Genomic DNA, 24,033 nt, shown 5'->3' on the forward strand with positions numbered 1-24,033 from the left:
GGCAGGTTTTTTTAAGCCCAATTCTTAATGAAGCTTTCGTAACAGCGGCGCCATTCGTCATCGCTCACTGTTATGGTGTAGCGGCCTTTATCGGAAAGCGGGGTGCCCCAGTCTTTCAGAAGGACCCATTCGCTCGCATGAGGGTCCATGTTTTTCTTGTCCTGCTTGATGCCCACCAAAAGTTCATGCATGAGTTCGGCGCTTAAAAGATCGTCGGTCCCGAGGAAGCGTTTCAGCGCGTCCGGTCCGGACACGATGCGCGAGGCCTTGAGCTGGCTCGTCATCTCCTGCCAGGCTTTGTCGTTTAAATGTCCGAGCGTGTGACTCATCTCGATACAGAAGAGAAGACCGATCCCAACCGCTTCACCGTGAAGGATGGAATTCCGCGGATTTTTATCCTGACTGATGCGCTCGATCGCATGAGCGAGGGTATGCCCAAGGTTCAAGGCTGCACGCAGTCCCTGTTCGGTGGGATCCTGCGCGACGATTTCTGATTTTACGGCGACCAGATCCCGAAGATAAAGGTGCAGGTCCTGAGGCCTTCGATCGAGTTGGGCGACCTTTTCAGCGAGTCCCGAGTCGCCTTTCAGCACAGCATGTTTCCAGCCTTCGGCAAGGCCTGCAAGGTATTCACGCGGGGGCAGGGTCGTGAGCCAGTCGAGGGCGATCAGAACTTCCTGGGGGAAAGCGAAGAGGCCCACCTGGTTTTTTCCAAAGGGCGCATAGTTCACCCCGGTTTTGCCGCCAATGCAGGCGTCGACCATGGCCAGGAGCGTGGTGGGAACGAGGCGAAAACTTTGGCCGTGAAGCGCGGCAGCAAACGCGGCTGTATCAGCAAGGATGCCACCGCCGATGATGTTCCACGTCGTGTTGAGGCCGGTTTTTTTCACGAGCTGGTGGAGTTCGCCGACGCTGTCCAGAGTTTTTTTATGTTCATCCAGGCGAATGAAAACGCGGTTGGGCCTAGGTTTCAGATCATGCGCTTCCGCCACATTCTGATCTATGATGCAGATCTGGTTATGCGGCAGGAGTTCGTTCCAGTTCAGTGCCTTGATGAAGCGGATCGGGTACTGGCCCGCTTTCATCTCGATCTTTTGATCCTTCAGGGCCACGCCGCGTCTGAAAACTTTGGCGGCCGTTTGGAAGGAAGCCTGGCGCGACTTGGGAGATATTTCCCAGCCGACCTTGCGGGTGAGCTGCCGTTCGAAGGCCTCATCCAAAACCCGGAGCGTCCCGGCCGGCCAGCCGAGCTTTTGTTCCACGGGTGTGGCCTCGCCTAAAGGCAAATCAGGCCATTTGAAATATTCCTTGGCCGGCATAGGTGGATCAGGCATGGCCCAGCTGACGCTGAGTGGCGCTATCTGGTAAGGAGCGGACATACGAGGAAAGTCCCCCTATCTTTTGCGGATGATACCAAAGGGCAGAGTCATACCTGCCGCTCAGGTTTCATAACAGAATGTCGAGGAGGGAGAAAGGATGTCTTACCGGTGCCAACGCGATGATGCAGCCAGGCATCGCCCAGGAAGGGATGGAGTGAGAAACGCATGAGCGGTCCACGTTTTGGTTCAAAAGGTGAATCATCGCTACGACGTCAGATCGAAGCGATTCAGCGCAAACGTATGGTCCGCGAGCAGGTCGTGGATTTGAACGACTTCCGGAACCTGCGCAAAGAGCTTCAGGCCCCGACGATCCTTGTCGTTGATGACGAAGAGATCATGCGGAATGCCATGAAGCGGATCCTGGAAAATGAAGGTTATAAAGTCATTTTGGCGGAAGATGCCATGGCCCTGTCCAAGGTTCTGGAGCATACCCAGTTGGATCTGATCCTTCTGGATATCAATCTGCCTTGGGTTGACGGTATCGAGCTCTGCACGATGCTGAAGCGTCATCCCGTCCTCAGACTGGTTCCTCTGATCCTCTGCTCCGGCCGCCGGGGGAAAGAGGACGTGGAGCGGGGGTTTGAAGCCGGCTGTGATGACTACATCACCAAGCCATTCGAACTGGAGAGCATGTCTCACGCCGTCTCGAAGGCGCTGAAGCGCGAGCAGGCCTGAAGTTTTCTCTCGTTTTCCCTCTTCGAGGGTTGACAGCCCGAAGCAACGCGTGTAGTTACATAAGCCTAGCAAGTTCCTCAGTAGCTCAGTTGGTAGAGCAGGTGACTGTTAATCACCTGGTCGGCGGTTCGAGCCCGTCCTGAGGAGCCATGCTCCTTTCTTGCTTTCCTTCCGCAAAAAAAGAAATCCGATAAAACCGATGTTAGATATGTGCCCGCTTCGCGGTCCCATGGGTTTGTTTTGAGCCCGCTGGTGCGGGCTGGAAGACGCTTTGTACCCTGCGAAAGCTGCCTGGTTCGCGTCCTGGGAACAATTGGCTATTCTGATTTCATTGCCCGTCTGAATTTCATTAACCGTAGGAAATTCTCGGAATTCGATCGAATACCCGATGGCGCATTTTTTCGTGGGCAGTCCCTATAGTTCCTAAATTATCCAAATAAATGTAAAATAAAAATATCTACATAATATCTATAGGCAATATTATTTCATTGAATTCAATATGATATTGTACTAGTGGTGAAGAAATTTATTTAAATAAATAAGATTCTGGATTATCTAAACCTAGGACAATCATGCCGTTGCAATTTTCTGAAATCCTGAAAATTCTAGAGGACTCCCTCTTCGATATCGCCCGGTTCAAAAATACACGCGACGGATTTTCAATCCGGACCCAAAGTAAAAACAAGATTTCCCTTCAATACATCCGCCAGTCCGAATTGAGTGAAGTCATTGAAGGCGTCATAAGATCAAATAGGAACGAAAATTTTGGGGTAATTGTTGACTCTCTTAGTTCGAATGCAAAGAGAAAACTCGAAGCAGAGAACATAAGCTACATCACGCAGGACGGAGAAATCTGCCTCTACCTGGAACAAAAAGTGATCAGAGTTTCAAATCTGAAGCCTGCAAAATCAAAGAAGGCGCTTTTCAAAAGCGATACTGTATCCATGCTACCTGCTCCAACAGATTTCATAAGTCCGTATGGGCTTGAGATTCTGGATGCGATTTTCAGACTTCCTAACAACAAAATTTCCGACACGACGCCGTATGCTTTTTGTAGAAAATTTAACCTCAACCATGCCCGTCTCTTCAAGATGCTAACAAGCATAGGTGAAAAAGATATAATTGGCTTCAAATCTGCAGTTCGCAAGTTACCGAGTGAATGGTGGAAAGACGCATTCACATATCCCCGCACAAATCAGAGACTTTTATCATTTCGGAAGCGGGCTGAAAGCTATGTGTCGCCATTAAATGCCGATTTCGGAGGTACATATCAAGCAGTTGATGAAGTGCGCAATAAACACGGTGAAAGCGCAATCATAATGGGTCCAAACGAGACATTAAAAAGCCTTGGTTACATCACAAGCGATGACCTTCACTTCTGGGTCGTTACAGACGATGCACTTAAAACTATAAAACGCGCTCTTAAGCTGACTCCAGCAATCTCCGGGGTTAAAGGGGTGAACGTTGCCATCGCCAAAATCAGGGATGAAGATGAACTTAAAAGACAGTCCATACTGAGTCATGTTCCTGATTATGGGGAACTGAACAGTGAAACTCGCGAGATAAACTATTTTAGAGCGATTTGGGACAGCTGCAATGCTGACTCTCGACTGCAATCTGCTGCCATTGACATGCTGAATGAGAGAGTGCTGAAATGATGTACGACCAAAAAATTGCTGAACAGACTCTTAACAGCATGTTGACGAGTTTTCCCTATCTGAAAGAATCCTTACGCCATGTGAAAGGCGAAGCGAAACCTTAGCGTGTTCGCCTTGACCTCCCCATAAATGAAGAGGATTGCGGCGAACCATGTTCAAACATGAACCTGTGTCTATTCAAGAGCATCAAGGAATTCTCTAACTATTTCGTTCATAGTTCCATCAACCTCGGAATCAGTATACCCTCGCATGAGAAACTCTTGCCGTGCTCGACTCAGATCCCACTCCATATTTTCGGGATCTGCCAAACCTCTGAGCATTGATTTTGTGAACTTGTGCCCCATCGGCGGTGAACGCATTGCCTTCACGCACATTCAGGTAGTGGAGGAAACCTTTCTGATCAAACACTTCAATGGAATCCAGGCCCCACCCGTTTTTGTAGTTATAGGCCAGACCCTCTATCTTCACACCATACTGCTCATGACCCCTCGAATCGATATCCATTATCAAACGTTCTGACGATCGGCTGCGGATATGAAATTCCACTGCCAGACGGTAGAGTTCCTGATTCAAACGCTGCAATTGAAATCCGGAAAATTTGCGCAGATAATCGCCATATGTTGTCGAGCCGACAAGAGTCCCATTGACCTCGCGAAACATAGGGTCCGTACGAAGATTGTCCATATCCTCCAGACATTCCGCTCCGCTCAAAAAGCCCAGCAAAAGAGCCCGAAATTTATCATATCCTGAAGCACCAGATGCTATCCGTTGGCGAGGCAGCGCCTCGCCAACACGCTCATGGAGCCGGCTGCCCACAAGCAGCTCCTTGAACAAAAGCAAACCACCGAGCGACGACAAATTCCTGTTCTGAAAAATCACGCGATCCATCATGTCAGCATCCTGCCTGAAGCAGCCCCTTCCGTGGGGCATGCTGCTGAACGATTGACGCTCCTTTGGCCTGACTGTAAATCCGGCAAATTGAAGAATTTTACCCGAGGGTGAAACGGGATCTACGCTTGCACCATAATACAGACCTGGATTTCGTCATGACGACAGGGAAGAGTTTCGGGGATCTAGGTTCCATCTTCTCACCAGGACGACAGGGGGAAGTTTCGGGGATTTAGGCCTTGACTCTTGTAACAGTTCAAAAATATTACATTATTTGTATGTAAAGTTTTAAGTTTACATTTCCGATAAGGTACTCTATGCTCGGCCTTGGTCGAAGGACTGACCGGCAGTAGGAGAAGGCCAATTGAGTCGAGTCTATCAAGCGGGAAATATTGTGATTGATATCTGGCCTAGGGATCATCGACCGGTTCATTGTCACGTGACCGTCAACAACGATTCGGAGTATCGGATTTTTCTTCCTGAGTTGAGCTTTGAATATGTTGAAGGAAAACCTCTTACATCAAGTGTGCTAAAGCACATCCAGCAAATTGTATGGGACCAACGTTTCCCTATTGGAAAAGAATGGAGAAGATTGCATGGAAATTAAAAAAACGGAAAAAGGTTGGGAATACGGAGGTATTCTCTTTAAAGATGAGAGATCGGCACAGCTCTCGAAGCAAGCTGATGAAGCTGCTTCGGGGACTTCTGCTAGAGCCGAGGCCTTGCCTCCCGCTGAAAATTTTCAACTTGTTTATGACGGATCTCAGGAAAAATCATTCGGTAAATTTGTTGAAAAGGTTCTGAAAGAAAAAGATATAAGCATTTCAAGGCTTGCGAAGGAACTGTGTGTAAGTCGGCCCACTCTTTATGCTTGGATGTCAGGTGCAAGTATTCCGACCGAGTTGAACTTGGATAAAATCTATGTGTTCACGAAAGCAAATCCAGAAGAAATATTTATGGCTTTAACCGATAATTTTGAGGGGCAAAAAGAAAGCATCCGTCAAAAAATTTTTGCACTTCCAAAGGTAAGCGGGCATTAAATTGCAAAACCCAAATCCCCGAAGGTTCCGGCTGTCGCATTCCCATTACCAGCGCAATCTTGTGGTCTGAGACGGAAGAATGCATCCTTGCGTCTAGAATCCGGGCTGCACAATCCTCCTTATGGACCAGCGTTTACTCGCGGATCAGCTGTCCATCACGCGCAAGCTGAACTCATGGTGCACCTCGGCCCGCAGGATTCAACGCTATTTCCATTTGTCCAGTAGCTCTGTTGGCCCGAATCTATTTGGTCGTCAAAGCTCAAGGTATCCTCGGAGTTCTGGGTCACGGTAGAGGTCTAGGATTTCCGCAGCTCCATTGACTCTCCGCCCCTCAGCAATCGGGCTACAGCATTTTCCCGAAACCGAACCGCCGTCATTTCCCTTTCAAATTGAGCAAGAGCCACGAGAACCACCACCATCATTCTGCCGAAAGGATTTGATGAATCAAGGTCTAGCCCAATGATGAAGAGATCGACTTTGTTGGCTTCGCAGTGTGCGACGAAAGCCAGAAAATCGACTAAGGACCGGCTGAGGCGGCTCAGCTCTGCGGCTACACAGAAATCTATTTTCTGCCCACTGATGAGATCCCAGAGTTTCTGGTAGCCGGGTCGATTGGTATCCTTAACTTTGATGGTATCACTGAGATGCTTGAGGCTGTCTTTTAAGTATTTGATACACAGTTGATCGATCCCATTTGGCTGACTTGGATTTGGTTCTGATTCGATAAATTAGGTGACTTTCACCGTATATTTCCCTGGCCTGTAGGAGAATTCCAGCGTAAATGATGGGTCGCAGCTCGATACATTCCGCCCAAGCCTTGAGGCCGCTATGGAAATTCAGGACTTACAGTATCTTCGCGAAGGTCATGCGGGCTTTCGCCTGTTTCGCTCGCAGCATTTTGCCTTTACCGCTAGCCTTTTCTGGAAGCGATTTGTACGTGCCAATCAGCGAGCTCTTGACGAAGTGACTCTGCTCGAAGCGATTGAAGATCATCTTTACCAATCCCCCCATGAGGTTTGCCCACAGACTCCTGCTCGTGACATTCTGAAACATTGGGTGGAGGCGCAGTACCTACGTCAATATTATTCCGAGCGGGACGACGTCGCACGCTATGAGTTGACGGTTTCGATCGAAAAGGCGCTGGACTGGGTGTATAGCCTACGCCCTCGCTCATTTGTGGGGACTGAGTCCCGCCTCCGGACTATTTACGAACTTCTCCTGCAAATTCGCGAACAAACGGAGAAGGATACCCAAATGCGTGTCAATCTGCTGATGGCGGAACGGCAGAAGATTACCGATGAAATAGACCGGGTCCTGCGCGGTGAGCTGAGTTTTCTGACCGATGTTCAAGTCAAAGAGCGCTTCGCGCAACTTGGAGACATGGCGCGGCAGCTTCTGCGGGATTTTACAGAGGTTGAGCAGAATTTTCGCCAGCTGGACCGGCAGGTTCGTCGCCGTATTACTCAGCTCGACGGGCATAAGTCCACGGTTCTGGAATCGGTCTTTCGTGAAAGTGACATCATCAAGGAATCGGAGCAAGGTCGCAGCTTTCAGGCTTTCTTTGAATTCCTGCTGTCGCCGGGCCGTCAGGAGGAAATGGAAACGCTCCTGAATCATGTTTATAGTCTTGAGGCCATACGCATGGGCGAACCCGATCTCTTTCTCAGCAGTGTGCAGTCACGTCTTATCGATGCGACTGACAAGGTTCAGTCAACCCAAAACCAGCTCGCCGCTCAGCTACGACGATTTCTTGACGATCGCCAGCGGCTTCAGAACACCAGAATCTCGCAGCTGATTGACAGGATCGAACAGGGTCTTCTGAATTCGGATTTCGCTGAGGCCACCGATTCGGCTTGGTCTTATCTTGACGAGCAGGCCCCGCACATTGAGATCCCGACCCGGAGCCTCTACAGGATACCACTTAAGTTTGAAGCAGACACAGCAGTCGAGGTGGCCGACCATCAAAAAGTGTCAGCAGCTGCTCTCTTCAGTCTGGATGTGATTGACGAGCGGCAGCTTCTGCTCCGGATCAGACGCTGTCTGGATATAACCGATCCCGTATCACTGAAGGAAGTCCTTGACCATTATCCGCTGGAAAAAGGCATTGCTGAACTGGTGACCTATATCAAACTTGCCTTGCGAGATCCCCACGGCACAGTCAGCAGCGACAGCACATTTGACCTTATTATCACGAGTCGACATGGTGAACGCAAGGTCGCCGTGCCTCACACATGGTTTAGCAGGTGAAGCAATGCAAACAGATCAGCTGTCAGCGCCGTCTGTCCCGCGTCCAGAATTCTCGGCCGTGCTCATTCATCTTTTGCGAGGGCCACTTTATAGTCAGGAAAGGCCCCAACTGTGGAACAGCCTTCTGACCATGCAGGTGGAGGTCAAGACGTACTTTCAAGTGATCCAACTCGCACTCTATCTTGATGAGGCCGAAGGCTATGCGTTTCTCAGGCAGATGGAGCCAGATCTGAATGATGACTCCGTGCCGCGTCTTATCCGCCGCCGACCACTTGGTCTTGCGATGAGTGTTCTCTGTCTTTTGCTTCGCAAGTGGCTTGTCGAGCATGACACGAAAGGGGGTGAACCGCGGGTCATCATGGATCGGAAAACCATTCATGCGGAACTTGGCCTCTATTTGAAGGATGACCGCAGCGAGGCGAAAAAGGCTGATAAGATGGATAAGTACATCCAACAGGCAGTGGACTGGGGTCTCGTGCGAGAGCTCAAGGGTGACAGCGAAAAATTGGAAATCCTGAGAATTACCAAAGCTCTGATCAATGCCGAATGGCTTGGCAACCTTGAGGAAAGACTCCGCCAGTACCAGCAGCAAACGGAAACTCCAGCTGAGGATCAGGACAATGTATGAACGGGTCGAAGGGTATCGATTAAATCGGTTTGAGCTTTTGAATTGGGGCACCTTTCACAAAAGCATTTGGAAAATCGAACCTCGCAATCACAATGCCCTGCTCACCGGCGATATCGGGTCAGGGAAATCCACGCTGGTGGATGCCTTGACCATACTCCTCGTGCCCCGCCCATCCAATCAAATCGTTTTTAACAAGGCGGCGGGCGCTCAGGCTCAGGAACGCACTCTGCGATCCTATATTTTGGGCGAATACAAAAACGAGGTCGATTCGGATAGTCAAAAAGCCCGCGCGGTTATGCTACGAAACCATGGCAGCTATAGCGTTTTGCTTGGCTACTTCTATAACCAGACAAGCCTTCATGGTGTTTCTCTGGCGCAAATTTTCTTTTTCCGCGAAAAGGGCGGGCAGCCTGAGCGCCTCTTCGTCGTGTATGAAGGCGATTTGACTATTCATGGCGATTTTCGTGGCATTGATGATGTCCACCAGCTGAAAATGCGTCTTAAAGCCAAAGGAGCCAAGGTCGGTGATGGTCTGGCGGCCTACGCTTCGCAATTCCGTCGTCTAATGGGCATCACGAGCGATCGGGCTCTCGAGCTCTTTTATCAAACGCTGTCGATGAAGTCAGTCGCTGATCTCACCGATTTTGTACGTGATCATATGCTCGAAGTGGACGACACTCGTGAGCGTGTGGATATTCTTTGCCGCAGTTTCGATGATCTTGATAGAGCTCATAAGGCAGTGGTCAAAGCCCGTCGGCAGATCGAGCTTCTTGATCCTTTGGTGCAGGCGGGGATCGAGTTTGCTGCACTCGAGAAGCGGTCCTCACTGCATCGGCAGCAACGCGATCTTTTGGAAGTCTGGCGGGCTCAAAACGTTCTTCGGATGGAGCAGGATAGAAAGCTGCAGCTCGAACAGGAACTGCAAAAGACCCGGCAGAAAATTCAGCTAGCCGACCAGGAGGAAGAGCGCCTCCGGTCAGAAGAGGACGGTATAAGGCAGGCGATTGCCGCCAATGGTGGCGCGCGCCTTCAGGAGCTGGAGCGGGAGCAAAAACGCCAGGATGCGCTTTATGGGCAGGCGCAAAGCTCCCGCGAGAACTTTCACCGGAGGGTGACCAGCCTTGACATGCCTCTGCCTCAAAATTTGGAGCAGTTTGTTGATCTGGGTCAAAAAATAGTAGCGCGACGGCATGAACTTATTGAAGCCGAACGCGACTTCGACAATCATCGAATGGAGGTCCGACATTCGTTTAAAGAACTTAACGAACGGATTCTGCAGCTGGCAGGAGAAATAAAATCTCTGGAGGGCCGGCCAAACAATATTCCCAGGCATCTTTTGGAATTACGTCAGCAGATCTGCGAGAGCTTGCAACTGCCTGAGATCCAGCTTCCTTTCGTGGGAGAACTGCTCCAGGTGCTTCCGACCGCCCAGCTTTGGGAAGGTGCCATCGAGCGAGTCTTGCACGGGTTTGCCCTGAGTCTTCTGGTTGATGATAAGAACTATGCTCTGGTGTCCAACTGGGTGGATCAGACGCGACTGAAGGGTCGACTGGTCTATTACCGCTGGGGAAAACCTCAGCGAACCGTGGACCTGACTAGCTTGCAGTCTCAAAGTCTGCTTTTGAAAATTGCCATCAAAGAGGACTCCGCTGCCTATGACTGGCTCCTCAATCAGCTGCAGCAAAGATTTGATTATCGCTGCTGCGAAACCCTCGATGATTTCCGCCGAAGTTCATATGCCTTGACCCGGCAAGGCCAGATCAAGAGCGGTGGAGATCGGCATGAAAAGGATGATCGTAGCGCGCTCGGCGATCGTTCCCGCTATGTTCTTGGCTGGAATAATAAGGCCAAGCTCGATACCCTCCGCCAGCAGCGGGAGGCATTTGAGCAAAAGGCGCAGCTTGTGGCCCAGGAACTTTCTCAGCTGGAAGCGAAACGCGAGTCATTTCGCGAGCTGATTGAAACGCTTAGGCTGCTGGAGGAAGTCAGAACCTATGAGCAGATTGATGTGGAATCTCCGCTCAAGCTTTTGGCTCAGATCCGCCAGGAGCGGGAGCTCATTGAAGGTCAGTCAGGCAAGCTGCGCGAACTGCAGGAAAGGTTGCGAACGCTGAAGGCAAAGCTTGAAGAGCAACGTCTGCAGCGAAATGAACTAAGCGATAAAAGGGCCAAGGACGAGTCGCGGATTGAGTCCAGTCTGAATGAGCAGGAGCGCGCCAGGGATATACTTAAGCAGATGGACGCGTTACAGCTTGCCGACGTACTTCCAACTATCGAACCCCTTTATAGGGACATGTACCAGGACCCTCCAAACCTCAACACGATCCTAGCGAGGGAAAGGGCTATACGGGAAAAGCTGCAGACTGAAATTGCTAATTTGCAAAAACGAATTGATCGGCTCCGCGATTCCATCATCAAGAATATGCAGAGCTATCGCGCTGAGTTCACGGTCGAAACCAGTGAGGTTGACGCCAGCCTGGAGGCTTTTGCTGATTATCAAAGGATGTTGAAAGAGTTGCAGGATGATGGTCTGCCGTCTTACGAGTCGCGATTCAAAGAGGAACTTAATGAAAAGACGATCCAGTCCGTGGTCCAGTTTCAGAGCCGCCTTGAACGATCGAAAAGGGATATCCACGAGCGTATTACGCAGATTAACTTGTCGCTGCACACCATAGATTATAATGATGGAACCTATATCGAGCTGAAGGCCATACCCTCGTCTGACGCCGATATCCGGCAATTCCAGCAGGATCTCCGGAGTTGTCTGGAAGGGAGTTTAAGCGGCAAGCTCTACGATGAGCAGCGGTTCCTTAAAGTCAAAGCCTTGATCGAGCGCTTTCGTGGCCGCGAAGGTAGCGTCGAGACGGATAGGCGGTGGACGCAGCGGGTAACCGACGTTCGTCACTGGTTTGAGTTTGCTGCAGCTGAGATTTGGCGAAATGACTCTACGGTGCGGGAGTACTATGAATCGGGCAGTGGAAAATCCGGCGGGCAGAAGGAAAAATTAGCTTATACGGTTCTGGCCTCGGCTCTGGCCTATCAGTATGGACTTCATGAGAAGCAGAGTTTGGACCGGTCTTTCCGCTTCGTCTGCATTGACGAGGCCTTTGGCAAGGGGTCGGATGAAAGTACCCGCTATGGCTTGGAACTCTTTCAGAAACTGGGGCTCCAGCTCCTGGTTGTCACACCCCTGCAAAAAATTAAGGTTATCGAAGACTATGTGCAAGCCGTGCACTTCGTGCACAATGATGGCGGGAAGAATTCCATGCTGCGGAATATGTCCATCGAGGAGTACCGGAAGGACCGCGACAAATATCGAGAGGTCGCTGAATCCCTAAGCCCGAACCCCATAAAGGTCCCAAGCAATGTTGTCACCTGAGACTTTGGAAAAGAGGGCCCAGCGGGCATGGCCCAGTCTGCTCAAAGGGGAGCTGGCTTTTCCCTGGGCGATCCCTCTGGGATCGCCCAGAGGTCGTGAGCTTCTGGAGTCATTCGATAGCGTGCTGGCCTGGGCTGGCGGCATAAGACGGTTGGCTATGCGGCACGGGCTTCGGCTGGTCGAGATACTTGTGAGGCATCGGCAGCTGGGCGAGCAGAGTCTTCCCCAAACTCTTATAGTCGAGGACTTGGCAGCTTATTTGCGCTGGCAGAAGAAGGAACAGCTTTATAGGCAATGGACCCAGGCGCGGGAGCTGACACTGGTCGAATTTCCTATGTTGAGCGATTGGATTCATAAACGCACCGATGTACTGGAAGATCGGCTAGATGTTTGGCCGCAGTGCCTCTCCGTTCTCCGCTATTTTCTAAAGCACCCTCGTCCCGACCGCTATGTTCGAGAGCTCGATATCCCTGGAATCGACAGCAAATTCATTGAAACCCACCGTCCGCTGCTTGATCAACTTCTGCAACTTGTTCTTCGGCTTGAGCCAAGCGGTGAGCTCGTAGACTCCCTCAGGTCCTTTTGCCGAAAGTATCGACTCCGGTTTGACCCCCTCCTCATCCGATTCCGCTGGCTTGATCCTCGTCTGGCTGCGCAGACCCTGGGTTTGAGCGACCTGAGCGTTATGTTAGAAGAATTTCAGCAGCTCAACCCTCCGGTCTCGAAGGTGTTCATTTCTGAAAACAAGACTAACGTGCTTTCTTTTCCGCTGGTCAGGGACTCTCTCGTTATTTTTGGGCAGGGCGGTGGCGTAGGTGCATTGGCAGGCGTTCCCTGGCTGAGAACGAAAGACATTTATTACTGGGGGGATATTGATACCCACGGGTTTGCCATTCTTGCCCAGTTCCGGGTGCATTTTCCCAAAGTTCGCTCGTTCCTTATGGACTCTCGTATACTTGAAGACTGTCGTGAACTCTGGGTCCAGGAGGAACGGCCCCGGGCTACCGCCTTTCCCCGCGATCTCCTCCATGAAAACGAGGCCGAACTCTATCAAAAATTGGAATCCGGGTCTTGGGGGACCAACATCAGGCTCGAGCAGGAGCGTATTCCTTTTCACCATGTTCTAGCTGCTCTGGAGGACGTGGGCAGGTGAACGGATGGGGGCACCAGGAGTCCAGCAAGTCTGAAACCATCGACTTCTGCTCGAATATGAAAGAGGTGTACGCAACCTGAAATTTTTCTTTTGAGTATTCATGACGGTCGTACCATGCCACTTCCTTCTGTGCTTGGTTGGTATACCCAGCAGCGATTTTGTGGAATATGAACCCACGACGACGTAGTTTAGCCATTTTGGAGAGGTTTTCACCTCCCGGTGGTGGTCCATCTCGTGGCGCTGGACTATCTTCTCGCCATACGCTGATTGGCCCTTGTTCGTTTTGTGTGCAACATCGACTGGCCGAAAAGTTATATTGAAGCCCTTCAAAGCTTGGCTCATCGTCGATCTTACGGAAAAAGTCCCCTTCGCGATTTCTCGGGTTGAGAGTCCCTCGACGAGATATTTCTGCCGTAAAAATCCTACATTTTTATAAAGTCGATTCAATAAAAATTCAATAATTATAATAGGTTCAAGGTACGGAGAAATTTGTTCAAGTGGTCTGGGTGATGGTGAGCCATGCTCCTTTCTTGCTTTCCTGAATAAAAAATCCAAAACAAAAATCAAAATAGATGTGGGCCCGCTTCGCGGTTCCATGGGCTTGTTTTGAGCCCGCTATTGCGGGCTGGAAATCCTCATCACATCCTCATGCGCTTGCGATCCTGCTTAGAATAGAAAAATTTTCTGGTGATCTAGGATCCAAGAATCTTTTCCAGCTCGTGAACTTGGGCCAAACGCTTGGCAACTTCCATTTGGTCCAGGTTATGGATGCGCCACCTCACAGAAGGGTAGTTCTGCACCTCAGGGCGCGCATATAGGCCCCAGTCGGGTGTACCCTTGGCAATCCCGAGTAAAAATTTCCTGTCCTGCTCAGTTAGCTCATTGCGAAGCGTTCGGATTAGATGCAACCTTACCTCTTCCAGTGTTTCAAGCTGCACATTATCTTCGGTCATTCCTGAGAACTCCGTGTGAAATTCTCCTTCCAGCGGCTTCAGGTTCGGGTTGAGTAACTCGTGAAACGGTCGATTATGTGAGATGAGATAAAACAGGAAGGCTTCGATGACTTTGTGGCTAAAGCCGCCAGTTTCAAAGAAGACCTTTATATCGAAGAGGTCCCTTGGGTGCTGTCGATCAAGGGCCGCACAGATTTTGCCACCGTAAAGATCCGCTCGGCTTAAGCATGGTACGTCTACCTCATGGCCAAAGGTTTTCGTACATCGCGCTGAGAGTGCCATCTGTTCCACCGGAAAAAATGCACCTCGTATCGTAAAGTTTGGTTCAATCTTAATGTCCACTCCGTTTCGTGCCACGAGCAGCTTTGCTTCTTTTTTACCATCGAGCTTTTGAGAGGCGGAAACCGTGCACCCAATGTTCCGCTCCAGGTCCGTTTTGATCTGCTTGAGAATTGCATGAACATTCGCAAAGGTAACCGGGCGATCCTCGATTGGCAGGTAGGTAATATCTATGTCAACCGACAACCTGGGCATATCGTGCACAAACAGATTCAGCGCTGTACCACCTTTCAAAGCTACGCGCTTATCGCTGAAGACAAAGGGAAGACAATCCAGCAAGAGCTCTACCTGACGTCCATAGATCAAAACGAACTCCCTTCGTCTTCGCGAGGCACTGTAATCTGATACTTTCCGTCCCTGTGTCCGCCTTTTATTACCTCGCGAAACCCTCGACCTAAATCTATTCGGCTGGTGTCGAGCTTTCGAAGATAGGGCATGTCGAGCTTTTCCGACATATAGAGGAAAATCCGCTTTACCTTTGACGATCGACATCCTTCGAGCAGGCTTTGAAGATGATCCGAGCGCATTGTGCGAAGTCCCAGCATCAAATTCTCAAGCGACTCAAAAGAAGTTTTATAGTTGCTTTCGTCAATATGCTCGAAGATAGCCAATTCACGGCTAGATACTGCCAGATGAAAGCCGGCCTCTCTATGCTCCATCAGGAACACGTCACCCAAAAAGAGCCGGGAGCGATGAAGGTTAAAATTCACACCCCAGTCGTTCGAACGAACCCACTTAGGGAGATTCCACTTTTGGTAAGTGACCAATTGCACTTCCCGGCGCGATTGCCGAATGAAATGGCTGGAACCTATGAGTTCCAACGCGCTAAGACCACCAACATGCACAGGGTATTGAAACTCTGTCTGCATGGCTTCCACCGCTGCTGCCCAGTGCAGGTCATCCGATGGACGCATAAACGCGCCTTCTCCTAAACGGCGTAGCTCGCCTGCCTTGCAGCTACGGTGCACTTGGACTCGGTTCATGCCTCGGGCCGATAACCACCCTAGACCGTGGATAACCCCCCGATCCCATATGGATAATGCCTCCAGTATTGGCTTCAGATATTCCCCCTCTGAAATATTTTCATGACTGTATGTTACATTAAAGGTGTAACGTTAAATAATGATTTTGTCGCTGTTTGGAATTTTTTTATCATCATATGTTTCATATATGATGTAACATATGATGATGATTTTGTTTCTGTCATGTTTGTCGGCATTCGGCCGGACAACCTGCAGAGGAGCGAAGGCCGCCAAGATGCACTGCTTAGGGTCAATCCCAATAAAAGAGAATTCTTTAATGATTTAGAAAGATTAAACAGGCTTTGGCGCAAGGAAAACCTCAACCTTGGATTTTTATGAAATTCGAAAGTAGAGGCTTTTGATCAAAATCCAAGAAAAATTAGAAGGTTGCCCATCTGGCTGTGATCAATGCATCCATGCACAGGCATGGGAAAAAATGGTGAGCGTTGAGAAGGTGATTATTAATCACTTGGTCGGCGGTTCGAGCGCGTCCTGAGGAGCCATGCTCCTTTCTTGCTTTCCTGAATAAAAAATCCCAAGTCAAAATCCAAAATAGATATGTGCCAGCTTCGGGGTCCCATGGGTTTGTGTTTGGGCCCGCTATTGCGGACTGGAAATCCTCATGCCCATGCAATCCCAATCAGAGTGACGTCCTCACCGACTAAACGCTGATCGCGTTATAGTCGGCGCTTCCCTTGGGAGAAAATGAAACCGCTTCCTCCCTCAGCGTTCCACGCCCGGAACGGAGAACCCGAATCCCCGAAACTTTTCGTCAGTCCCGTTCCTCGTTCCCGTCACCAGCGCAATCCTGCGGTCTGAGACGGAAGAATGGATCCTTGCGCCTAAAATTTAAGCTGCGCAACCCTCCTTATGGACCTGCTTGGCATCGCGGATTCGCCGTCCATCACCCGCCAGCTGAATTCAGGGCGCACAAAGGCCCTCCGGATTCAGCACCGGCTCCAATTGTCCCATAGCTCAGTTGGGCAAGGATCTATTCGGTTGTCAAAGATCAAGGTGGTTTTCCTCGCGGGACCTGTAACCCATAACCCAACGTGAGTCTTATGTTCATAAGACAACGCTTCACCTCCTTTTCATATCGCCTGGGAAATATAAAAACAGTCCGCCTTGCCCTTCGCACCACCTGACAGGCAAGGTTGACCAGAGCAAATCGAATTCGCTTTGAAAACATCGGCTTCGTCGGGCTCATGACCAGCCCCACAAAGCCCATGAAATTATACGCGAACGCAGCAATCAAACCATAGGCGCGATTGGCCTTCAACTTCTGACAGGGAAAATGATGAAGATCGAAACCATTCTTCAGTTCGCGGATAAAATTCTCCGCGTTTCCGCGCTGGCGGTATAGCTCAACAGCATCCTCGGCTGACAGCTCCGAACTGCTTTCCGTGGTGACATAGGCCTGATAAGTCCAGTGCCAGTCGGCGAAGATCTCGCGCTCACCTGTGCGTGGCCTTCGGATGAAGATCACCCGAAAAACCTTCTCGCACATTTTTGAATAGTAGAGCGACTCGCCAACCTCGGCCTCCTCCTTCTCCAGCTCCGCGCCCTTTGCCTTTCGCCATTTAATGCGTCGACGCAAAAGTGGGCTGTAAAGATTCTCCCGCATCGCCACCAAAAACCCAAAGCCGTTTTCCTCACACGCCTTGAACACGGCGTTGTTGCAGTAGCCGGAATACGCGCGCAGCAAAGGCTGCTGGCGCGCTGCATGGCGCGGCAGATGGCGCGACACCTCACTGATCACAAACGGGGCATCATCAGCGGTGAAAGCATTGCCCTCCCGGACGTTCATGTAATAGAGAAAACCCTTCTGATCAAAAACTTCAATTGAGTCAAGGCCCCACTCCTTCTTGTAGTTATAGGCCAGCCCCTCCATCTTTTCGCCATGCTGCTCGTGGCCCGTCGAATCAATATCCAGGATCAAACGTTCTGCGGAACGGCTGCGAATATGGAATTCCCCGGCCAAACGACAAAGCTCCTGATTCAAACGCTGCAGATGAAATCCCGAAAACTTGCGCAGATAATCGCCATAACTCGTCGAGCCGACAAGCGTGCCGTTGACCTCGCGGAACATCGGATCACTGCGAAGCCTGTCCATATCCTCCAGACATTCCGCTCCGCTCGAAAAGCCCAGCAAAAGAGCACGAAACTTATCAACCCCTGAAGCCCCCGAGGCTATCCGCTGGCGAGGCAGGGCCTCGCCGCAAGCAGATCCTTGAACAAAAGCAAACCACCGGGCGAAGACAAATTCCGGTCCTGAAAAACCACGCGATCCATCATGTCAGCATCCTGCCTGAAGCAACCCCTTCCGTGGGGCTGGTGCTGAACGATTTACGCTCCTTTGGTCTGACTGTAAATCCGGCAAATTGAAGAATTTTACCCGAGGGTGAAACAGGGCCTGTGGCTATACACCAAGGCAGATGGAAGTTTCATCAGGACGACAGGGAAGAGTTCCTGGGATCTAGGTATTCCTTCTTCCACTCAGCAATGCCCAGTTGTAGGAAAAGCGGGCCTTACCGGCAGCGCGAGCAAAGCACGTTCTCTGCTTGGTGTTTGCGTTGATTTCAATGCGATGGGCGGTGTTCATTCCGCCATCCTTTTATTATTCTGATGGGAGTGCTTTCCATAAAGACGACTGGAAAAAACAGTCATCTGGCTATCAGCGGCTGTGACTAAAAGTGGCGGAAACGGTGGGCTATGCCGCGCGCGAAGTCCTCATCCAAGCCTGCGGTGTGCGCTTGTTTCTCGAAATTCTGGGCAGCTTCCTGCACATCGTTCAGGATCTTGCTGATCTTGCGGCGGTGCATGCCGAATTTCTTGCTCACCTGCACGAAGTCCTCGCGGGTGAAATCATCGTCCTTTCCGGAGAAACGCATCTGATGCGTGGATGCCATGCCCTGCCCATAGACGTAGTTGAGATCGAAGGCAGGGGCGAGGTGCCATAAGCCCTGGGGACTCATGCAAAAGCCGAAATTCTTCGTATGATCATCCTGGTTGCGAAAGATGATATTGAAGGCGGCGCGCCGAAAGGCTTCTTCCAGCTGTGATGCATCGCGTGTCAACTGCTGGACCAAACCGAAATAAGTTTCATAGTCACAGCTGTGCTTCTGCCGGAAATCGCGCAGGAGCAAGCCGCAGAGGCTGGCGCAGTGAACGGTCTTCTCCTTCTGCAGAGAGCGATCGTAGCGTTCGATGATGAAATGCGCTGCCGGCCCATATTCCAGATCATCCTCCAGGAGCCACACGCGGGGTACTTGAATTCCGCATCGTTCCGCCAGGCGGGTGTAAACATATTCCAAACGGCCATAGAAATTGGGTTCATCGCCATCCCGAATGCCATCGAACTTGATGATGCAGGGGATGAAATCGGCCCGCGGCTCTTCCAGGCCGGAACGGAGTTCCTGAGTTCGCGGATTAAAATCCACCAGAGCCTTGGCCTGTCGCCCACCGGCGGAAGCACTGATTTTCAGAAGATCGGGCAGGACATCGTGGGCTTTTCCCTGTAAGGTCTTGCGCGCGGCATCCACCAGCCTTTGTATCTCCAGATGTTCGTGCTGCGGGGCTTGCGACGCCACTGTCGGTTCGAATTCCAAAGCGCCGATCGAGCGGTTACCGATGTAGGCGAGATAATCGAGGGCCGTGATGGATGCCGGGAGCCAACCGAATTCCTTCTGATAGAACCCTTCGATCACCGCCTTTCCGTAGCTGTCGGGCAGGCAATCGGCGATGATTCCCGGCAGGTTTTGGAACGTGGAGCTAGTTTCAGGGGATTTATAGATCCCGGTTGTATTCAGTGGCAGTTCAAAGGGGGAAATCTCCCAGCCCGATTCCTTGAAGGCTTTCTCATACTCGAAGACAACCACGCTTCTGTCCGGCATTGCGAGATAGCCGACGGTTCGCCCCCAGAGATTGACGCGGATGCTTTTATGGTGTTGCACGACGCACTCGTTTCTTTTTTTTCGGCTGCTTTTCCAAAAAAATGGATTTCGGTGAAACGATCAATTCAGGGACCAGGTTTTCCACCCGATGCAATTCACCGAGAGCCCGCATGATTTTGATCAGGGTCATGAGATTGACCGATTTGCCGAGTTCAAAACCCTTGATGGTAGCGATAGATAGTCCGGACTTCTGAGCCAGGTCCGTCTGCTTCATCTCCAGGGCGATGCGCTTCTGACGGCAGCCTTCGATGATCTGCTGGCATATATCGTCATCCGTGGCGAAGGAGATGGGCATAGGTAACTCATAAAGTATAAATTTTTGCACTTTGAGTGCATGGGTGAGGCATAAAGTTTAAAAAGTTATTCTTTATTGGATAATAAGGGGAAGCGATTAAAGTGTCAACGTTGGGAATTAAAGTATATAAAAATATACTTAAATAGACTTTTATCTAGTTAAAGTATTAAAATATATACTTTAATGTCGTGTGCGCTTTGCGTTGGCTGGGCTCGGCCATGCTCCTCAACCGGAGGAAACAGTTTCGGCGACTATTTGCCTGATTGAAAGCCTCCCATCGAGGTATTTCAATCGGAGGAAAGTGCCTTGTAGAAAGAGAGGAATCACATTAAATTCAATGAAATTTGATACTTGAATTGGAGGAAAATCGGTTCTGCCTAACCCTGTCTCAGGGAGCCATTCAGAGTTGTGTGCCCAGCTTAGGATTCCAAGGGGTAGGCGAGGTGGAGACCGGGAAGATGTCCTTACTTTCAATTTCGCGGTAAAATTTCCTCCGAAATCTTTCAAGCAGCTCATTCTAGTGAATTCTTATTCCAATAAAAACAATATATTGAACAATATAGTGGTAATTATTTCACAAAATATATTATATTCATAATATGTGAACACGGGAAGTTTTATGAATATTGAGAAAAGTATCAAGAAATCCCTGAACGACTTCGCTAAGCAGACTGGTCTAGGAATTAGGATCCAAAGCTATTGGATACTCGCATCCGTTGACCAAGCCTTTGATGCCTCAATCATCATCGAAGTCGGAGGACTCGAGTATCCTTTTTGGGTGAATTATAACCAGCAAGGGAAACGAAAAACCAAAGCAGAAAAAATAGAAAATGTTCTCGAAATGGGAAACTTGACTAGAGAAGAGAAGACGAAGTTTTTGGAGACCAAAAAGCCTTTTCTAGCAAATAATGGTGAATTTTCAATTCCTCTTACGATCTCAAACATCAAATCCCACGAAGCAAGAATAAGCAAGACGCCGGGGAAAATCGAATCCCGGGCCGCAGAGAACACGCTGCCGTCATCTGAATCCCTGGCTAAATTTATTCATCTGCTTGCCGCAACATCTCAATCTGCGAAGAGAACTCAAAAGATTATGGCCGATGAAGTTGGAATCTCCGTTGCCGCAGTTAATAAGTATCTGAAGGAATTGGAGGCATCGAATTATATCGTCAACGATAGAGCTAGAATTCGCTTCGTCGATCCGGGCAAGTTTTTGGACCTTTGGGCAGTGGAATATATCAAAAAGCTTCGTCCTGGAATTAGCAAGATTACCTTTGATCATTATGACGAGAAGCAATACCGGGAATTTAGAGCGGGCTCCGTTATGCTCAAGAATGGCTATTGGAGCGCTGCGAAGGCTGCCGATGTCGTGATGAAATCAGAGCTTCCAGAGAGGTTCATCATATATAGTGATAAACCTCAGGAAGTCGTGAAGGATCTTCGCTTGCGCCCTTCAGAAGCAGGAAAAATCGAAATTCGGAAAAAATTCTGGGATTTTGACTGGAAGGAAAAGACGCAAGGAATAGTCGATCTTCCATTGATTTATGCTGACCTCATCGATAGTGGTGATCCAAGGGACTTGAAAACAGCAAGGGAAATACGTGAAATATGGATCCGAAGCCTATAATCATACTTGATGCCGACGTACTGGAAGGCCTAGGCTACTTAAGCAAAATATGCGGAGACCACTTCTTTATAGTCGGAGCGGCCGCTAGAGATATTCTCATGCAACATCATAAATTACGGCTTTCAAGAGCTACAAGAGATGCCGATCTTGCTGTGCGGGTTGGCAGTTGGGTGAATTATGAGAAAATCCGGGTTCAACTCATGGGCAGCGGTTTTTTAGAGCAGACTGCGATGTATAATTTTCGCTACAAAACAGCAATATTTGACATCATACCCTTCGGCGAAATATTGAATGGCAAAAGTGAGATTCTATGGCCCCAAGACGGCAAGATCATGAATATGCTTGGCTTTGAAGATGCATTCCGTACGGCTCATAAATTCAGAACCAGTACCGGCATTGAAGTTCGAATTGCATCTCTATCATGCCTTGTGATGTTAAAGGTTATTGCCTGGAATGACCGCCCGCGGGAAAGACCTCAGGATCCAGTCGATATAGACTCAATCATAGCGAACTACCTGGATGCAGGCAATTTCGATAGGCTTTATGATGAGCATTCGGATTTGGTAGACATGGATCCCTATACGATCGACAGAGCTGGTGCAGCCTTGATTGGCCGAGACTTGCGGGTACTGTGTTCTCATGCCGCTCGTATGGAGATGGAGCAGATACTTAAAAGAGAGTTGTCATATTCGGAAGGCTCTGTTTTCTTCCAACAGATGGCCGGTTTCAGAAAAATCGACCCATATAGAGACAGAATATCGCTTATGCTATCGCAAATGGGTTAATCTCTCAGCCCTGCGATAAAGGCGTGCAGATCTCTCGCGCTTGCGAACGCAGAACGAATCCACCTCAACCAGGACCCACCCGTATCTGAGGAAGACTGCCTCCATGCGTGCATTCCATCACCCGTCGAATATCCTCGCGCATGCTTTCCATCCGCTCCTTGCCCGTGATGGCGGCCCATTCGGTTTCGATGTCTCTATAAATGTCTTCCACCAAAGCCAAAAAATTTCGTCCTTTTCGTGTCAGCGCCACCAGAGATGCCCTGCCGTCATCGGGATGCTCAAGGCGCTTTACATAGCCATCGTGCTCCATGGCTTCGATGATTTTTGAAGCGGCCTGCTTGGTGACGCCCAGATTCTTCGCAAGGTCACGAGACGTGGCAGGGGCCTCACGTATAGCCACGAGCACATAGCCAAAGGTAGGGGGAATGTCCCGGTAGCCATGCTGAGCCAGACGCTCGTGCAGCTGGTCAATCAAGTAACGAAAGGCCATCGCCATCAGTCTTGCCAAGGGTATGGGATTGGATTCCCCCATATTTAAAGCGCCCAGGGTGGGATGAAGGTTGTCCCGTCCTTGAGACGAGCTTCACCGCCAACAGGAAGACAGCAGAGAGCCTGCAAAGGCTCGCTTCCGTGACAGGAGACTTCGAAGCTGGTATGAGGGGGCACAACGATAACGTCACCAGCTTTGGCGAGTGCAGTTTCATCCGCAATTCTCACCTGAGCTGAACCAGCGAGAATTACAAAAATTTCCTCGCGGGTCACCTGATGAGCCGTCGGAACCGTACCAGGCTGGATCTCCACTTTCCAGAGACTGTTGCAGACCGTGCCACGGGTTGGCGTTGCGAGGGATGTGAAAGTTGTTCCAGGCAGGGCATGAGTTGGGCCAGAAGGCGCGGATAAGACAGGCATAAATAAAGACCTCGTGTTTATAGTCAACGGGGTTGACTAAATAAACATAGTGAAGTTTAAGAGCTTAGTCAACTGGATTGACTAATTCTGGTCGTTGCGTGATCTTAATGAAAGAGTATTTAATCCGCAGGCTCTTCATATTCCGGCATGTTGGAAGCAGGGACCCAGGTCTGAAGTATTTTGCGGAAAGTTCCATCATCTTTCATGGCTTGAAAGCCGGCCTGCCACTTTTTTACGATGGCCTCGGAGGTTTTCTTGCTTAGTGCGACATACATCTTCACGTTCTTAACGTTCAGGATGACTTCGAACTCATCAGGATTCAGGTTCTCGGCCCTGAGTACGGATCTGTAGGTGAGATCTGTGCTGAGCATCGCCTGCACCCGCCCTGAATTCAGCATCCTGGCGTTGGAGCTGTGTGAAGTGGCAATGTGCAGATTCTTGAAATCTTTCTGCTCCATATATTCGGTCCAGGCATAGCCCCGCACGACACCGATCGACTTAAGGGTCATGGCATCTTCCAGGGATTTGATATGAATCTTCGAATCCTTCCTGGCTATGATCACCCAATTGTTTTCCAGGATCGGACCTACCCAATAAAAGAGCGGATCACGGGCTTTGGTGCGGGACATCGTGAACACGACGACATTGGGTCGCTTTTGAATGTTGAGGTAGGCGCGTGCCCAAGGCACGACGTGAATGGGGTCGGTATTTCCGATGCGCTTTTGAATTTCCTTGACGATCTCAACCCCGGCGCCGCTTACTGTGCCGTCCGGTTGAATAAAGCTATAGGGAGGATCTTCTTCGGTCAGAATTTCAAGAGTCTGGGCCCTGCAAGGAAGGGTCGGCAGCAGGCCAAGAATGGCAACAAGAAGCACCTTCAGCACGAGACACCCCCTCCTTCTGAGCTCAAAAAGATGGCTTCTGACAATAGAGTCTCAACAAGGAATGTCTCATTTTTAAAATGATTTGGCGAGAAACTTGGTAATTTCACTAGGTTTGCCACAGACAGAGACTTGCATGCCAGGGGTGGGAGGTCGACTCGATTGCAGAAGTTTCGGTCGACGAGTGGAGCGATTTGAATATAAGGGCGAACTCGAAAATTC

23 protein-coding genes and 1 tRNA gene are annotated in these 24,033 nt (G+C 50.0%); 12 read left to right on the forward strand and 12 right to left on the reverse strand.

The features are described 5' to 3' along the window. Positions 1-11: 11 nt before the first annotated feature. A complete protein-coding gene (locus tag VFO10_RS20100; protein WP_325143519.1) occupies positions 12-1,379 on the reverse strand; it encodes a 3-dehydroquinate synthase family protein in 1,368 nt (455 codons plus the stop codon). Positions 1,380-1,544: 165 nt separating this feature from the next. On the opposite strand from VFO10_RS20100, the gene VFO10_RS20105 reads away from it, so the two are divergent. From VFO10_RS20105 to VFO10_RS20115, 3 genes are all read left to right on the forward strand, one after another. Continuing rightward, positions 1,545-2,054, forward strand: a complete 510-nt coding sequence (locus VFO10_RS20105) for a response regulator (RefSeq protein ID WP_325143521.1) — start codon at positions 1,545-1,547, stop codon at positions 2,052-2,054. Between the two features lie 74 nt (positions 2,055-2,128). Next, positions 2,129-2,204: transfer RNA gene (locus tag VFO10_RS20110), tRNA-Asn, on the forward strand. A gap of 422 nt (positions 2,205-2,626) precedes the next feature. Continuing rightward, positions 2,627-3,712, forward strand: a complete 1,086-nt coding sequence (locus tag VFO10_RS20115) for a hypothetical protein (protein ID WP_325143523.1) — start codon at positions 2,627-2,629, stop codon at positions 3,710-3,712. A gap of 234 nt (positions 3,713-3,946) precedes the next feature. Here VFO10_RS20115 and VFO10_RS20120 read toward each other — a convergent pair whose 3' ends face one another. Next, the gene (locus VFO10_RS20120; RefSeq protein WP_325143525.1) at positions 3,947-4,603 is read right to left on the reverse strand and encodes a transposase; all 657 of its coding nucleotides are present in this window, start codon (positions 4,601-4,603) and stop codon (positions 3,947-3,949) included. Positions 4,604-4,994: 391 nt separating this feature from the next. Here VFO10_RS20120 and VFO10_RS31490 point away from each other — a divergent pair, with 391 nt between their 5' ends. Together VFO10_RS31490 and VFO10_RS20125 are read left to right on the forward strand one after the other, a co-directional pair. After that, a complete protein-coding gene (locus VFO10_RS31490; protein ID WP_414697043.1) occupies positions 4,995-5,207 on the forward strand; it encodes a DUF4160 domain-containing protein in 213 nt (70 codons plus the stop codon). Continuing rightward, a complete protein-coding gene (locus VFO10_RS20125; RefSeq protein ID WP_325143527.1) occupies positions 5,197-5,640 on the forward strand; it encodes a helix-turn-helix transcriptional regulator in 444 nt (147 codons plus the stop codon). The genes VFO10_RS31490 and VFO10_RS20125 overlap by 11 nt, the downstream gene beginning before the upstream one ends. A gap of 296 nt (positions 5,641-5,936) precedes the next feature. Here the strand turns inward: VFO10_RS20125 and VFO10_RS31495 are convergent, their stop codons facing one another. Further along, positions 5,937-6,365: a recombinase family protein gene (locus VFO10_RS31495; protein ID WP_414697044.1), complete on the reverse strand. Its 429-nt coding sequence runs from the start codon at positions 6,363-6,365 to the stop codon at positions 5,937-5,939. A 103-nt stretch (positions 6,366-6,468) separates the two neighbouring features. On the opposite strand from VFO10_RS31495, the gene VFO10_RS20130 reads away from it, so the two are divergent. The 4 genes from VFO10_RS20130 to VFO10_RS20145 are packed head-to-tail and all read left to right on the forward strand — an operon-like array spanning position 6,469 to position 13,047. Further along, positions 6,469-7,887, forward strand: a complete 1,419-nt coding sequence (locus tag VFO10_RS20130) for a DUF3375 domain-containing protein (RefSeq protein WP_325143529.1) — start codon at positions 6,469-6,471, stop codon at positions 7,885-7,887. Between the two features lie 4 nt (positions 7,888-7,891). After that, positions 7,892-8,515 carry a DUF4194 domain-containing protein gene (locus VFO10_RS20135; protein WP_325143531.1) on the forward strand — a complete coding sequence of 208 codons (624 nt, stop codon included), beginning with the start codon at positions 7,892-7,894 and terminating at the stop codon, positions 8,513-8,515. Then, positions 8,508-11,894, forward strand: coding sequence for an ATP-binding protein (locus VFO10_RS20140; protein ID WP_325143533.1), 3,387 nt, complete (start codon positions 8,508-8,510; stop codon positions 11,892-11,894). Before VFO10_RS20135 ends, VFO10_RS20140 begins: the two co-directional genes overlap by 8 nt. After that, positions 11,881-13,047, forward strand: coding sequence for a Wadjet anti-phage system protein JetD domain-containing protein (locus VFO10_RS20145; RefSeq protein WP_325143535.1), 1,167 nt, complete (start codon positions 11,881-11,883; stop codon positions 13,045-13,047). The genes VFO10_RS20140 and VFO10_RS20145 overlap by 14 nt, the downstream gene beginning before the upstream one ends. 692 nt (positions 13,048-13,739) lie before the next feature. On the opposite strand, the gene VFO10_RS20150 is transcribed toward VFO10_RS20145, so the two are convergent. Further along, entirely contained in the window at positions 13,740-14,645 is a 906-nt protein-coding gene (locus VFO10_RS20150) for a nucleotidyl transferase AbiEii/AbiGii toxin family protein (protein WP_325143537.1), read from the reverse strand. Then, a complete protein-coding gene (locus tag VFO10_RS20155; protein WP_325143610.1) occupies positions 14,642-15,418 on the reverse strand; it encodes a type IV toxin-antitoxin system AbiEi family antitoxin domain-containing protein in 777 nt (258 codons plus the stop codon). Before VFO10_RS20155 ends, VFO10_RS20150 begins: the two co-directional genes overlap by 4 nt. A 6-nt stretch (positions 15,419-15,424) precedes the next feature. Between VFO10_RS20155 and VFO10_RS20160 the strand changes: the two genes are divergently transcribed. Next, positions 15,425-15,700 carry a hypothetical protein gene (locus VFO10_RS20160; protein WP_325143539.1) on the forward strand — a complete coding sequence of 92 codons (276 nt, stop codon included), beginning with the start codon at positions 15,425-15,427 and terminating at the stop codon, positions 15,698-15,700. A 670-nt stretch (positions 15,701-16,370) separates the two neighbouring features. Here the strand turns inward: VFO10_RS20160 and VFO10_RS20165 are convergent. The 4 genes from VFO10_RS20165 to VFO10_RS20175 form a co-directional block, all read right to left on the reverse strand. Continuing rightward, positions 16,371-17,570, reverse strand: a complete 1,200-nt coding sequence (locus VFO10_RS20165) for an IS1380 family transposase (protein WP_325143612.1) — start codon at positions 17,568-17,570, stop codon at positions 16,371-16,373. 267 nt (positions 17,571-17,837) lie between these two features. After that, positions 17,838-17,963, reverse strand: a complete 126-nt coding sequence (locus VFO10_RS31330; protein ID WP_349259378.1) for a helix-turn-helix domain-containing protein — start codon at positions 17,961-17,963, stop codon at positions 17,838-17,840. An 85-nt stretch (positions 17,964-18,048) separates the two neighbouring features. Beyond that, positions 18,049-19,314, reverse strand: coding sequence for a type II toxin-antitoxin system HipA family toxin (locus VFO10_RS20170; protein WP_325143541.1), 1,266 nt, complete (start codon positions 19,312-19,314; stop codon positions 18,049-18,051). Continuing rightward, the gene (locus VFO10_RS20175) at positions 19,301-19,609 is read right to left on the reverse strand and encodes a helix-turn-helix transcriptional regulator (protein ID WP_325143544.1); all 309 of its coding nucleotides are present in this window, start codon (positions 19,607-19,609) and stop codon (positions 19,301-19,303) included. The genes VFO10_RS20170 and VFO10_RS20175 overlap by 14 nt, the downstream gene beginning before the upstream one ends. 619 nt (positions 19,610-20,228) lie before the next feature. Between VFO10_RS20175 and VFO10_RS20180 the strand changes: the two genes are divergently transcribed. Together VFO10_RS20180 and VFO10_RS20185 are read left to right on the forward strand one after the other, a co-directional pair. Then, the gene (locus VFO10_RS20180) at positions 20,229-21,236 is read left to right on the forward strand and encodes a type IV toxin-antitoxin system AbiEi family antitoxin (protein WP_325143546.1); all 1,008 of its coding nucleotides are present in this window, start codon (positions 20,229-20,231) and stop codon (positions 21,234-21,236) included. 98 nt (positions 21,237-21,334) lie between these two features. After that, complete coding sequence (locus tag VFO10_RS20185; RefSeq protein ID WP_325143547.1) at positions 21,335-22,021, forward strand: hypothetical protein; 687 nt, start codon at positions 21,335-21,337, stop codon at positions 22,019-22,021. A gap of 64 nt (positions 22,022-22,085) precedes the next feature. On the opposite strand, the gene VFO10_RS20190 is transcribed toward VFO10_RS20185, so the two are convergent. The 3 genes from VFO10_RS20190 to VFO10_RS20200 all read right to left on the reverse strand — a co-directional run bounded on the left by VFO10_RS20190 (position 22,086) and on the right by VFO10_RS20200 (position 23,814). Continuing rightward, positions 22,086-22,553, reverse strand: a complete 468-nt coding sequence (locus VFO10_RS20190; protein WP_325143549.1) for a MarR family winged helix-turn-helix transcriptional regulator — start codon at positions 22,551-22,553, stop codon at positions 22,086-22,088. A gap of 2 nt (positions 22,554-22,555) precedes the next feature. Further along, complete coding sequence (locus VFO10_RS20195) at positions 22,556-22,930, reverse strand: cupin domain-containing protein (protein WP_325143552.1); 375 nt, start codon at positions 22,928-22,930, stop codon at positions 22,556-22,558. Between the two features lie 119 nt (positions 22,931-23,049). Next, positions 23,050-23,814, reverse strand: a complete 765-nt coding sequence (locus tag VFO10_RS20200) for an ABC transporter substrate-binding protein (protein ID WP_325143554.1) — start codon at positions 23,812-23,814, stop codon at positions 23,050-23,052. Positions 23,815-24,033: the final 219 nt, after the last annotated feature.

Origin of the sequence: Oligoflexus sp. (assembly GCF_035712445.1) — a bacterium.
In the GTDB taxonomy this organism is placed as follows: Bacteria; Bdellovibrionota_B; Oligoflexia; order Oligoflexales; family Oligoflexaceae; genus Oligoflexus.

Bases quoted from the DNA above. Each gene is read 5' to 3' on its own strand.
- VFO10_RS20140 (WP_325143533.1), top strand. From the start codon at position 8,508: ATGTATGAACGGGTCGAAGGGTATCGATTAAATCGGTTTGAGCTTTTG.
- VFO10_RS20190 (WP_325143549.1), bottom strand. From the start codon at position 22,553: ATGGGGGAATCCAATCCCATACCCTTGGCAAGACTGATGGCGATGGCC.
- VFO10_RS20120 (WP_325143525.1), bottom strand. From the start codon at position 4,603: ATGATGGATCGCGTGATTTTTCAGAACAGGAATTTGTCGTCGCTCGGT.
- VFO10_RS20175 (WP_325143544.1), bottom strand. From the start codon at position 19,609: ATGCCCATCTCCTTCGCCACGGATGACGATATATGCCAGCAGATCATC.
- VFO10_RS20135 (WP_325143531.1), top strand. From the start codon at position 7,892: ATGCAAACAGATCAGCTGTCAGCGCCGTCTGTCCCGCGTCCAGAATTC.
- VFO10_RS20160 (WP_325143539.1), top strand. From the start codon at position 15,425: ATGACTGTATGTTACATTAAAGGTGTAACGTTAAATAATGATTTTGTC.
- VFO10_RS20100 (WP_325143519.1), bottom strand. From the start codon at position 1,379: ATGTCCGCTCCTTACCAGATAGCGCCACTCAGCGTCAGCTGGGCCATG.
- VFO10_RS20130 (WP_325143529.1), top strand. From the start codon at position 6,469: ATGGAAATTCAGGACTTACAGTATCTTCGCGAAGGTCATGCGGGCTTT.
- VFO10_RS20185 (WP_325143547.1), top strand. From the start codon at position 21,335: ATGCAACATCATAAATTACGGCTTTCAAGAGCTACAAGAGATGCCGAT.
- VFO10_RS31330 (WP_349259378.1), bottom strand. From the start codon at position 17,963: ATGAACACCGCCCATCGCATTGAAATCAACGCAAACACCAAGCAGAGA.
- VFO10_RS20145 (WP_325143535.1), top strand. From the start codon at position 11,881: ATGTTGTCACCTGAGACTTTGGAAAAGAGGGCCCAGCGGGCATGGCCC.
- VFO10_RS20180 (WP_325143546.1), top strand. From the start codon at position 20,229: ATGAATATTGAGAAAAGTATCAAGAAATCCCTGAACGACTTCGCTAAG.
- VFO10_RS20195 (WP_325143552.1), bottom strand. From the start codon at position 22,930: ATGCCTGTCTTATCCGCGCCTTCTGGCCCAACTCATGCCCTGCCTGGA.
- VFO10_RS20105 (WP_325143521.1), top strand. From the start codon at position 1,545: ATGAGCGGTCCACGTTTTGGTTCAAAAGGTGAATCATCGCTACGACGT.
- VFO10_RS20125 (WP_325143527.1), top strand. From the start codon at position 5,197: ATGGAAATTAAAAAAACGGAAAAAGGTTGGGAATACGGAGGTATTCTC.
- VFO10_RS20115 (WP_325143523.1), top strand. From the start codon at position 2,627: ATGCCGTTGCAATTTTCTGAAATCCTGAAAATTCTAGAGGACTCCCTC.